The sequence below is a fragment of the Dorea acetigenes genome, from assembly GCF_025567385.1.
In the GTDB taxonomy this organism is placed as follows: domain Bacteria; phylum Bacillota; class Clostridia; order Lachnospirales; family Lachnospiraceae; genus Claveliimonas; species Claveliimonas acetigenes.
The window spans coordinates 40872-52751 of sequence record NZ_JAOQJU010000003.1 but is presented as its reverse complement, the minus strand read 5'-3'; the positions used below and the strand labels follow the sequence as shown (position 1 = coordinate 52751).

Annotated in this window: 12 protein-coding genes; 10 read left to right on the top strand and 2 right to left on the bottom strand. The window is 44.5% G+C overall.

All coding sequences use genetic code 11. From position 1 onward, the window contains the following. Positions 1-15 precede the first annotated feature (15 nt). Both pepV and OCV99_RS04660 read left to right on the top strand, forming a co-directional pair. Positions 16-1410 carry a dipeptidase PepV gene (gene pepV / locus OCV99_RS04665; RefSeq protein WP_158368687.1) on the top strand — a complete coding sequence of 465 codons (1395 nt, stop codon included), beginning with the start codon at positions 16-18 and terminating at the stop codon, positions 1408-1410. Between the two features lie 406 nt (positions 1411-1816). Then, complete coding sequence (locus OCV99_RS04660) at positions 1817-2572, top strand: aminoglycoside phosphotransferase family protein (protein WP_158368685.1); 756 nt, start codon at positions 1817-1819, stop codon at positions 2570-2572. Between the two features lie 75 nt (positions 2573-2647). Here OCV99_RS04660 and OCV99_RS04655 read toward each other — a convergent pair whose 3' ends face one another. Next, positions 2648-3649 carry a 3D domain-containing protein gene (locus tag OCV99_RS04655; RefSeq protein ID WP_227192447.1) on the bottom strand — a complete coding sequence of 334 codons (1002 nt, stop codon included), beginning with the start codon at positions 3647-3649 and terminating at the stop codon, positions 2648-2650. A gap of 117 nt (positions 3650-3766) precedes the next feature. On the opposite strand from OCV99_RS04655, the gene OCV99_RS04650 reads away from it, so the two are divergent. The 8 genes from OCV99_RS04650 to OCV99_RS04615 all read left to right on the top strand — a co-directional run bounded on the left by OCV99_RS04650 (position 3767) and on the right by OCV99_RS04615 (position 11379). Then, entirely contained in the window at positions 3767-4357 is a 591-nt protein-coding gene (locus OCV99_RS04650; protein WP_158368683.1) for a hypothetical protein, read from the top strand. Beyond that, complete coding sequence (locus OCV99_RS04645; protein ID WP_262574876.1) at positions 4338-5195, top strand: HAD family hydrolase; 858 nt, start codon at positions 4338-4340, stop codon at positions 5193-5195. The genes OCV99_RS04650 and OCV99_RS04645 overlap by 20 nt, the downstream gene beginning before the upstream one ends. Position 5196: 1 nt before the next feature. Further along, positions 5197-6018, top strand: coding sequence for an undecaprenyl-diphosphate phosphatase (locus OCV99_RS04640; RefSeq protein ID WP_158368681.1), 822 nt, complete (start codon positions 5197-5199; stop codon positions 6016-6018). Between the two features lie 153 nt (positions 6019-6171). Further along, positions 6172-6924 carry a basic amino acid ABC transporter substrate-binding protein gene (locus OCV99_RS04635; RefSeq protein ID WP_158368679.1) on the top strand — a complete coding sequence of 251 codons (753 nt, stop codon included), beginning with the start codon at positions 6172-6174 and terminating at the stop codon, positions 6922-6924. A 23-nt stretch (positions 6925-6947) separates the two neighbouring features. Further along, entirely contained in the window at positions 6948-7640 is a 693-nt protein-coding gene (locus tag OCV99_RS04630; protein ID WP_158368677.1) for an amino acid ABC transporter permease, read from the top strand. Then, the gene (locus tag OCV99_RS04625; protein ID WP_317247741.1) at positions 7630-8373 is read left to right on the top strand and encodes an amino acid ABC transporter ATP-binding protein; all 744 of its coding nucleotides are present in this window, start codon (positions 7630-7632) and stop codon (positions 8371-8373) included. Before OCV99_RS04630 ends, OCV99_RS04625 begins: the two co-directional genes overlap by 11 nt. Positions 8374-8378: 5 nt before the next feature. Beyond that, a complete protein-coding gene (mutY, locus tag OCV99_RS04620) occupies positions 8379-10139 on the top strand; it encodes an A/G-specific adenine glycosylase (protein WP_158368672.1) in 1761 nt (586 codons plus the stop codon). Positions 10140-10227: 88 nt separating this feature from the next. Next, complete coding sequence (locus OCV99_RS04615; protein ID WP_158368670.1) at positions 10228-11379, top strand: double-cubane-cluster-containing anaerobic reductase; 1152 nt, start codon at positions 10228-10230, stop codon at positions 11377-11379. 64 nt (positions 11380-11443) lie between these two features. Here the strand turns inward: OCV99_RS04615 and OCV99_RS04610 are convergent, their stop codons facing one another. After that, positions 11444-11866, bottom strand: a complete 423-nt coding sequence (locus OCV99_RS04610) for a bacteriohemerythrin (protein ID WP_158368667.1) — start codon at positions 11864-11866, stop codon at positions 11444-11446. Positions 11867-11880: the final 14 nt, after the last annotated feature.

Here is an 11880-nt window from a genome sequence, read left to right as displayed (position 1 = left end):
GGTGTATTATAATATATGGAAGCTATATTGAATACGTTGATTGAACAGTATAAAGAGGATATATTAAAAGAAATACAGAATCTTATAAAGGTTCCCAGTGTGATTCATATGGAATCTGCAGAGGAAGGCGCGCCTTTTGGACGGGAAATCAGAACCGCCTTGGACAAGGTGATGGATTTGTCGCAGAATCTGGGGTTTGAAGTCAGAGACTACGACGGTTATGCAGCGTCAGTCCGATTCGGGGATGCAGGAAAAGAAATAGGAATTCTTTCACATATTGATGTGGTTCCACCCGGCAACGGGTGGAGCCGCCCCCCATTTGAACCGTGGGTGGAAGATGGAAAGCTTTATGGAAGAGGCGCAGTGGATGACAAAGGGCCTATGGTTGCAGCGCTTTATGCCATGAAGGCGGTGAAGGAGAGCGGGCTTCCGATCAGGAATCACGTGTGTCATATTATCGGATGCGATGAAGAGACAGGCCACCGCTGTATAAAATATTATCTGACGAGAGAAAAGCAGCCGGATCTGGGTTTTTCACCGGATGGGTCTTTTTCGGTTATTCATGCAGAGAAAGGAATCCTGCGTTTTAAGATTCAGGAGGAATGGAAAGAAACGGAAGGAAACATGCTTCATGTAGAAAGGATAGAAGCAGGCACAGTGGTGAATGCAGTTCCCAACAGCGCGAAAGTATGGTTGAAAGGAACAGAGGAAATACTGGACAGTGTGCGGGAGAAATTCCTGAGCTGTAGGGAAAAAGAAAATCCGGTATATGAAGAGGGAAGACTGGTTCTTTCGTTCCGCGGTGTAAGTGCACATGCGATGCAACCGTGGCTGGGCGACAATGCAATTCTTCCGATGGTTGATTTTTTGTGTCAGCTGCCGCTTACGGAAGAAGAACGCCGCTATTTTGAAGCACTGCAGGCATTGTTTGCGGACGGATGGGAAGGAAAAAATATGGGAATTGCCTGCGAGGATCAGTTGTCAGGAAAACTGAGCATGAATCTTGGTATATTGAACCTGAAAGACGGACAATGCGAGGCAAAAATAGATGTGCGCTGTCCGGTCCATATAGATTTGGATATGGTTTGGAAAACGATTGAACTAAACTGTAGAAAATATGGATTTGAGGCAGAATACTGGCAGAAAAGACCATCTCTTTATGTACCTAAGGAGGCGGAGCTTGTACAGACACTTCTTACAATATACAATGAAATGACCGGGCAGCGGGAAGAGCCAATTGTAATTGGGGGAGGAACGTATTGCCGTGATGTGGAAAATTTCGTTTCATTTGGCCCTGTATTTCCGGGAGAACCAGAGCTGGCACATGAAGCAAATGAGTATATAGATATAGAAAGCCTTATGAAAACGGCAAAAATCTATGCGCAAGCCTTGTACCAGTTGGTAAAGTAAAAGGATTGCTTTTATGTCAATGACAAAAAAGTGTTTGCACGAGTATTATAATGTGATATTATGTCTACATATCGACGGGCAGGTTTCTTCCTGCCCGCAGGGATCTAAGCCGTAAGGCATCTCATTTTCGGAACTTCAGATCGAAGAAATGACCCGATAATGAACAAAATTAAAACATGAATTATCATCAGAAAAGCAGTAGAAAAGGGAGGAAGATTTATTCCCGCGGGCAACGAGCCAAGCGGACAGCTATGGAGAATGCATTGTTAAAATATTAACAATAAAAAGTGAACGAAAAAATAAGTTAAAAAAATATCAATTAACTCTTTTCAAATGCTCCTGCATGGTGTATAATAAGCATATCAAAAGACGGTTAAAAAAATAAGCGTTGCAGGAGGTAAAAAATATGACATTAGATCAGGGAAAATTAATTGTAAAGCGTCCTTACAAAGAAGTTTACAAATGTGATGACAGTATCGTGAAGGTATTTGAAAAAGATCATCCGAAGTCAGCGGTATTCAACGAGGCTCTGAATACGGTTAGAATAGAAGAGGCAGGTCTTGATATTCCGAAATTAAAAGAAGTAACACAGATTGATGGCAAATGGTCAATTGTGATTGAGTACAAGGAGGGCAAGACTTTAGAGGAAATGATGCAGGTAGATCATGCCAATGCAGAAAAATATATGTCAGATTTTGTGGATCTTCAGCTTAAAATCCATGGGAAAAAGGCTCCTATGCTGAACAAGCTGAAAGATAAGCTGGCACGTCAGATTGACGGTCTGAAGGAGTTGGATGCAACCCAGAGATATGAATTAAGAACCCGGTTAGAGAGTATGCCGAAGCACACAAAGGTATGCCACGGTGATTTTAACCCAAGTAATGTTATTGTAGGAAAGAACGGAAAAATGACGGTTGTTGATTGGGCGCACGCAACGCAGGGCAATGCCAGTGCAGATGCGGCAATGACGTATCTTCTTTTTGCATTGAAAGACCAGGGGCTGGCTGATATGTATATGGATATGTTCTGCAAAAAGAGTGATACGGCAAAGCAGTACGTACAGCAGTGGCTTCCGATTGTAGCAGCTTCTCAGTTAGACAAAGACAATGAATTAGAAAAAGATTTCCTTATGAAGTGGATTGATGTAATGGATTATCAATAAGAAAAAATAAAAAGAAAACCGGAGACAAGCAGTTTTTGCTTGCCGCCGGTTTTTTACTATGTGCACTGCGCATAATTAATTTGCTAAATATACTTCTGCATAATAAGTACCGGAAGATAGAGCCGTTGTATGGTCAGAGACGTAAATATCGATTCGGTTGCCTTTGATCGCTCCGCCGCAGTCTTCCGCAACGTAAGCATGTCCATTGATTACAACTACGCTTCCGTAAGGAATGACACTCGGATCTACTGCAATGGTACGTCCCGGTGTTGCCGCTGTTCCGGTAGCTGTGCCGCTTCCCCAGCCGCCGCTGCAGTAATAGCAGGGACAGTAGTGTGTAATACGGAATACGCCAAGGCTCTGCCCGGAACCGACGCTTCCCGGTGGATTCGTTTGATTGTTAATCTGCTCGGCCAGCGTCTCTGCCTCGGTGAAGTGTTGACCGGAAACAAGCTGTTCTGCAGCCCGTGCTCTCTCAAGCTGTGCCTGATACTGTTCAAGCTGACCGGATGTAGAGGCAATCTGGTTCTCCAAAGCAGTTCGCTTGTTATGCAATTCTTCCTGCAGCGCAAGCAGTTCTTCGTGCTGCCTTGCAACGGCGTCGCCATCCTTTTTAATCTCTTCCTGCGTGTCCAGAAGTTCCAGAAGCATGTTTCTGTCATATTCACTGATGTCCTGGATGAAATCACTCTTATTTAAAAAATCAGCCATATTATCTGCTGAACATAATAGTTCAATGAAGGAGTGATTGCCGGATTCGTACATATACTTAATCCGAAGCTTCATGGCTTCATATTGTTCTTCCCCTTTTTTCTGTGCTTCATCCATCTTTTGCTGAGATTCCTGAAGTGTGGCAGCGGCTTCTTCCATCTCGGCTGAAATGGAATCCATCTCTGCGCTCAGAGAACTCAACTCATTATTCAGATTATTTAACTCACCCTGTAGTTCGGAGGTCTTTTTTTCTAACTCTCCTGTTGAAGGTTCTGCGTATACCAGAGTGCATGTACACCCCATGGCTGCTACACAGGTTACGATGATGCCTGTTTGCAGCATGCGCTTAATTTTTGTACTCAACATATATACATATCCTTTCATTTCCTAGCGAGTGCCGTTTTATTATACAACAAATTGCTTTATTTGGCAAACTTTGATATGATAAAAGTGAAATTAGTTTAAGATAAGAAAGGAAGCCCTATGAAAAAGTATGAAGAAGAGCATTACAGATGGAAGAATATTCGTGAAGATATCTATCCCTGGATAAAAGAGTCGCTTGTCGACCATCAGGCATTGAATGGGAAATATATCTCAGACAAGGATACGCCTTTGATTTCTTTTGTCGGAGATTTAATGATAGTATTTGTCATACGGCGGGAAGGCGGCACATATGAAATCTTAAAAGACAATATGCTTCCGCCGGAGAGTGATATGGAACAAATATATCACATTGCCTGTGAAAACCTGGTAAGAGATGTGGAATTTGTGATATCCCATACCTGGTACGGTGGATTTGGTATTGTGGCAGATGGGATACATGAGGCCAGTTCGCTTTGTTTTAAGCATATCTGGAATGTCTGTGCCGAAAAGCTGGGTGATGATATTGCAATCATGGCGCCGTCTAAGGATATGGTGCTGTTTGTCCCGGCGAAGGATGAGACGCTGGTAGAGAAGATGCGTGCTTTTGGGGAAGAAGCATTTGCAAGAAGCCGTGATAAGATAAGCCGGGATGTGTTTATCTATACGAAAGATGGAAAGGAACTTCTGCTTTATGGGAAATCCGGATATTAAGATGATAGGATTTGATTTGGACGGTACGTTGCTGACCAGCGGAAAAGAACTGTCTGAATATACAAAAGAGATATTGAGGGAAGCGGCGCAGCGGGGGATTGTCCTGCTGCCGGCCACAGGAAGACCGCTCTGCGGACTGCCGGAGGAAATCAGGAATTTTCCCGGAATCCGGTATGCTTTAACTGCAAATGGAGCCAGGGTTCTTGATTTGGAGGAGAATAGGGGCTTATACGAAAAACTGGTGCCTTACGAGACGGCAGAGAAATTGCTGGACATTTTCCTGAAGTATGATGCGATTGTGGAGGTATATTATGACGGCGTAGGCTATGCGCAGGAGGATAAGCTTTGGCGGATCGAGGAATTTTTCCCACAGCGTCCGATGGCGGAGTATGTGATGTCAACCAGAAGATCGGTGAAGGATATCCGAAAGAAATTAGAAGAGACCGGGCGGCCATCGGATAAAATCCAGGCGGTGTTTAAAACACCGGAGGAGAAGGATATCGTTCTGAAAGAGGTGGTGTCTGAAGTAGAAGGAATCGAGGCGGTTAGCTCGCTGGGACATAATATAGAGGTAAATGTAAAAGGAGTGAATAAAGGAGATGCCCTTGTAAGGCTGGGAGGGATGCTTGGAATCCGGCAGGAAGAGATTATGGCATTCGGAGATGGAGAAAACGATATTGCTATGATGGAGGCCGTGGGAGTCGGGATTGCTATGGCAAATGGACTGGATGCAGTAAAGGCGGCGGCGAGATATGTGACGGCGTCAAATGATGAAGACGGAGTGGCGAAGGCCATTATGGAATATGTATTAAAACAGGAAGACAGGAGGAATGGATAGTATGTTAGATGTGATTAAGGTTATAGTCCTTGGAATCGTGGAAGGGATTACAGAGTGGCTTCCGGTCAGCAGTACGGGACATCTGATTCTGGTGGGTGATCTGCTTCAGCCGGGGATGAGTGATGAATTTATGGAGATGTTCAATGTGGTAATTCAGCTTGGCGCTATTATGGCGGTGGTGGTTCTGTATTTCCATAAGCTGAATCCGTTTTCGCCGCGAAAATCAAAGAAGCAGAAGATGCTTACCTGGCAGATGTGGATTAAGGTATTGATTGCGTCTATCCCGGCAGCAGTGGTGGGACTGATTTTTAATGATTATCTGGATGCGATTTTCTATAAACCAGTGCCGGTTGCAATTATGCTGATAGTATACGGTATCTTGTTTATCGTGATTGAAAACCGCAACAAAGGCGTAACCCCGAAGGTGACCAAGATATCACAGCTCACAGTTCAGATGCTGCTTATGATTGGAATTTTCCAGATGCTTGCGTTAATCCCGGGAACTTCACGGTCAGGCGCTACGATTGTGGGAGCATTGATTATTGGTGTGTCTCGCGAGACGGCGGCGGAGTTCACTTTCTTCCTGGCAATTCCGGTGATGTTCGGGGCAAGCTTTTTAAAGCTGGTAAACTTCGGTTTTCATTTTACCGGGGCAGAATTCGGCTTCCTGATGCTGGGATGTGCAGTTTCCTTTGTAGTATCCATTATTGCAATTAAGTTCCTGATGGGATATATAAAGAAACATGACTTTAAAGTGTTCGGCTATTACCGGATCGGTCTTGGAGCATTGATTTTAATTGTAGCAGCCATTAATGCATTATAGACGGGAAGAGATTGTGAAAGAGGCGTTTTGCATAAACATGTAAGACGCCTCTTGTTTTTTGGGGAAAACATGGTAAAATGTGAAAAGAGCTTGTATTTTTATAAATAAAAATACGCTTTGTTATTAAGAAGATGAATGGATGGAGGGAAAATTATGAAAATGAAAAAGGTAGTAAGTCTGGTATTGGCGGCTGTGTGTGCATTATCTCTGGCTGCATGCGGCTCAAAGGAAGATTCGGAAAAAGAAACACTGGTAATGGCAACGAATGCAGAGTTCCCACCTTATGAGTATTATGAAGGCGACGAGGTTGTAGGAATTGACGCAGAGATTGCGGCGGCAATTGCAGAGGAACTTGGCATGGAGCTGAAGATTGAAGATATGGCATTTGATTCTATTATTCCGGCAATTACCAGCGGAAAGGCAGATATGGGAGCCGCAGGTATGACGGTAACTCCGGACCGTGAGGAGAATGTAAACTTTACAGATACCTATGCGCATGCAACACAGGTAATTATCGTAAAAGAGGACAGTACGATTGCAGGACCGGACGATCTGGTTGGAAAGACCGTCGGCGTACAGCTTGGTACTACCGGTGATATTTATGCAGATGATATTGAGGATGCTACAGTAGAGCGCTACAACAAAGGCTTTGAGGCGGTTCAGGCGCTTACCCAGGATAAGATTGATGCGGTAGTTATTGACGGGGAACCGGCAAAGGAATTTGTGAAGGATGCGGAAGGCCTTAAGATTTTGGATGAGGCATTTACAGAAGAGGATTATGCAATTGCAGTGGCAAAGGATAATACAGAACTTCTGGATAAGATTAACGATGCGCTTGCCAGCCTGAAGGAATCCGGAAAGTTAGATGAGATTGTTGCAAAATACATTTCTGCAGATGAAGAATAATTAGGAAAGTAAGGATGTAGAGTATGTTACAGACATTACAGGATAAGTTTTATACGAATTTTATTGCAGATGACAGATGGAGATATATCTGGGATGGTCTTGGCGTTACGCTGCAAGTGACGTTTTTTGCAGTGCTGATTGGTATTGCGCTTGGATTCTTGGTGGCGGTCATCCGTTCTACCTGCGACAAGACCGGAAAGCTTAAGATTCTGGATTTTATCTGCAGGATTTATCTGACGGTAATAAGAGGAACTCCGGTGGTTGTCCAGCTGCTGATTATCTACTTTGTTATTTTTGGAAGCTCCGATATCAGTAAGGTTATTGTGGCAGTTATGGCTTTTGGCCTGAATTCGGGAGCCTATGTGGCAGAGATTTTCCGGTCTGGTATTATGTCTGTTGATAATGGGCAGTTTGAGGCGGGAAGAAGCCTTGGATTCAACTATGTGCAGACGATGGTATATATTGTTATGCCGCAGGCATTTAAGAATGTACTGCCGGCGCTGGGTAATGAGTTTATTGTACTTTTAAAAGAGACGTCTGTTTCCGGCTATATTGCTCTTCAGGATTTAACCAAGGGCGGCGATATCATCAGAAGCCGCACCTATGATGCATTCATGCCTTTGATTGCCGTTGCACTGATTTATCTTGTAATGGTAATGATATTTACGAAGCTTGTAAATATGCTGGAAAGGAGGCTGAGAAATAGTGACCACTAATGGAGAGACATTAATTAAGGTAGAAGAGGTACATAAGATTTTTGGTGAACTTCATGCGTTGGACGGCGTGTCAGAAGAAATCCATAAAGGAGAAGTGGTTGTAATCGTCGGGCCGTCTGGCTCCGGTAAATCCACATTTCTGCGTTCTTTGAACCTCCTGGAGACTCCTTCCAAAGGGCATATTTATTTTGAAGGAACTGACATTACGGACAAGAAGGTAGATATTAATAAACACCGTCAGAAGATGGGAATGGTATTCCAGCATTTTAATCTGTTTCCGCATAAGACGATTCTGCAGAATATTACCCTTGCGCCTGTGAAGCTTAAACTGCAGAGCAAGGAGGAAGCAGAGAAAAAAGGAATGGAGCTTCTCAGACGGGTAGGACTGGAGGAAAAGGCGAATGCTTATCCTTCTCAGTTGTCCGGCGGGCAGAAGCAGAGGATTGCCATTATTCGTTCTCTTGCCATGAATCCGGAAGTGATGCTGTTTGATGAGCCGACGTCTGCTCTCGACCCGGAGATGGTGGGAGAGGTGCTGGATCTGATGAAGCAGCTTGCAAGGGATGGCATGACCATGGTTGTAGTAACCCATGAAATGGGATTTGCGAAAGAGGTTGCCACAAGAGTGATTTTCATGGATGAAGGACGGATAAAGGAGCAGGGAACACCGGAAGAGTTCTTCGATCATCCGAAGGACGAAAGATTAAAAGAATTTTTGTCAAAGATATTATAGAAGTTATGAAATACAGGAATATTAGTCAGGGACGCTTTATAGAGCGTCCCAATCGTTTTATTGCGTATGTGGAAATAAATGGAAGAAAAGAAACGGTCCATGTGAAGAATACCGGGCGCTGTCTTGAACTGCTGGTTCCGGGGGCGAAGGTGTACGTGCAGGAGTCAGAGAATCCGGAGAGAAAGACGAAGTGGGATCTGATTGCTGTGGAGAAGAATGAAAAGCTTATTAATATGGACTCTCAGATTCCCAATCAGACGGTGAAAGAATGGCTGGAAAGCGGGAAGGCGGATTGGTTTCCCGGCTGCAGAATGAAAATCCGTCCAGAATATACTTATGGGAATTCCAGAATTGACTTGTATGTGGAGGCGGAAGAAGGAGAGAAGAACCGTCGGATTCTGATTGAGGTGAAAGGGGTTACGTTGGAAGAAAGAGGAGTGGTTCGGTTCCCTGATGCACCCAGCGAGCGTGCCGTGAAGCATGTAGAAGAACTTGTGCGGGCGGTGAAGGAAGGGTATGAGGCTTATGTATTCTTTGTAATCCAGATGAAGGGAGCCAGGTACTTTACACCGAATATGGATACCCATCCTGCCTTTGGAGAAGCCCTCCGGGGAGCAGCGTCAAGAGGCGTACATATTTTGGCGTATGACTGTGAGGTGACGCCTGACAGTATTACATTGGATGCTTCGGTTCCTGTAGTCTTGGGAGAGCCACTTTTGTTCGAAATAAGAGAACCGCTGATTCGCTGGTATCGGGAGAATAAGCGCGATCTGCCCTGGAGAAAGGCACCGGATGCTTACCGCGTATGGGTGTCGGAGATTATGCTGCAGCAAACCAGGGTAGAAGCAGTTAAACCTTATTATGAAAGATTTCTGAAGGAACTTCCGACGGTGCAGGCACTGGCAGAGGCAGAGGAAGATACTTTACTCAAACTGTGGGAAGGGCTGGGCTATTATAATCGTGTCCGAAATATGCAGAAAGCGGCACAGCAGATTATGATAGATTATCAGGGAAAGTTCCCGGACGCCTATGAAGAGATCCGATCTCTTAAGGGAATTGGAGAATATACGGCAGGGGCAATCAGTGCATTTGCATACGGGCTTCCCAAGCCTGCCGTGGATGGTAACGTACTTCGGGTAGTGTCAAGGGTGCTTTGCAGTGACGAGGATATTATGAAACAGAGCGTCCGCAGGAAGGTAGAAGCGTTGTTAGAAGAAGTGATACCCGAAGATGCTGCCAGTGATTTTAATCAGGGGCTGATAGAGCTTGGCGCTCTGGTCTGCGTGCCAAATGGAGAACCAAAGTGCGGAGAATGTCCTTTGCAGAATTTATGCAGAGCACATGCTGCGGGCAGGGAGCTGGAACTTCCGGTAAAGACGAAGCCAAAAACCAGGCGGATTGTAGAGCGTACCATATTCATTTTCTGGGATGGCGAGACGGTGGCTCTTCGGAAACGCCCGGCGAAAGGACTGCTTGCAGGACTCTATGAATTGCCGGGAATAGACCGGAAGATGACGCAGGACGAAGTGATTGCTTACAGCAAAAAAATCGGGCTTACTCCCGTCCGGGTTGTGCCGGCAGGTGAGGCGAAACATGTTTTCAGCCACGTAGAATGGCATATGACAGGATTTCTTGTGGTGGTGGATGAGCTGGAGAAGGCCTGCCGGGAGGAAATGCTGTTTGTCCGGCCGGAAGAAGTGGAGGAAAAATATCCTGTTCCGTCAGCATTTGAAAAATATGCGGAATATTATAGGTTAAAACTATAAACGGATTGTCTTTATTGCACTTTTTGATTAGAAGATGGAGTGTGCAGGTGGTAGAATAAAGGCAGAAAATATTATGGGAGGAACGAGGATGGAAGTAATAAAAGATTTGCCGGAAGTTTTTGAGGAATTTGCAGAGCAGAGAAAAAAATCATTTCTTGGGGTAAAGCAGTTAAAGGATAAGGGCATCCCGGTAATTGGTTCTTATTGTACTTACTTTCCACAGGAAATCGCAATGGCAATGGGGGCGGCAAGCGTAAGCCTTTGTTCTACGTCTGACGAGACGATACCGGATGCAGAAAGAGATTTGCCCAAGAATCTGTGCCCGCTGATTAAATCCAGCTACGGATTTGCAATTACGGATAAGTGTCCGTTTTTCTATTTTTCAGATCTGGTAGTGGGAGAGACCACCTGTGACGGCAAGAAGAAAATGTATGAATATATGTCGGAGTTTAAGGATGTATATTTGATGGAACTTCCTAACACGCAGGGAGAGGAAGCGTTGAAGCTCTGGAAGAGCGAAATGATTCGTTTTAAAGAGTATTTGGAGAAGAAGTTTGACGTAGAAATTACGGAAGAGAAGCTGCGCGAGGCAATTAAGATTAATAATGAAGGAAGACGTGCACTGAAAGGCCTGTATGAAGTGATGAAGAATGACCCGGCGCCGATTAAAGGGCAGGATCTGTTCAAAGTTCTCTATGGAAGTACTTTTAAATTCGACCGCTCTGCGATTCCGGGTGAGGTAAATGCGCTGGTTGATAAGATTAAGAAGGAATATGCGGAAGGAAAGATGGAAGAAAAGAAGCCGCGAATCCTGGTAACCGGATGTCCGATTGGCGGGGCAACAGAGAAAGTCATCCGGGCTATTGAAGATAACGGCGGTATTGTTGTTACTTATGAGAGCTGTTCCGGGGCAAAATCCATTGACAAATTAGTAGATGAAGATAATCCGGATGTATATGATGCTCTGGCACGCCGGTATCTGAATATCGGCTGTTCTGTGATGACTCCGAATCCGAACCGTCTGGAACTTTTGGGAAGACTGATAGATGAGTACCGCGTTGACGGTGTGGTGGAGATGATTCTTCAAGCCTGTCATACTTATAATGTAGAGTCTCTGGGCATTCGCAGATTTGTCAATGAGAAGAAAGGAAAGCCCTATATCAGTGTGGAGACTGATTATTCTCAGGCAGATATCGGACAATTGAATACAAGGATTGCCGCATTTATTGAGATGCTGTAATTTTTAATATGGAAATAAAAAAGATGGCTGATATCAGTCATCTTTTTATAATTACAGCTAAAAATTAAAGTCTCTCGTTATTCTCGCGCATGAATTTGTATTCTGCGACAGAGCGGTCAAATCCCTGGATGTGTGTGTAGAGCCAGTTGATTACGTTCTCCTGTACCTTCGCAACGAAAGCCGGAGAAGGACCTTCCTCTTCTACAAGCATTTCATGAAGCTCTTCTACGGTCTTCTTAAATTCTTCATGCTGGGCTTTGTGCTTGTCGTAGCCGGGATACTCAATATCCTTCTGAAGTTGTTCTTCTGCGTTGAAATGGTATTCTGTGTAGTCGGACAGGAAGTCCAGAGTCTTGATCGCGACAACCTTGTCGCTGCTCTTCTCACAACTGTCCAGTAAATCATTGATTTTCTGAATCAGTTCCTTATGCTGTGAGTCAATCATCTCGTTTCCTGTCGCTAGATTTTCTGTAAATTCTGCGTACATTATCTCTCCTCCTT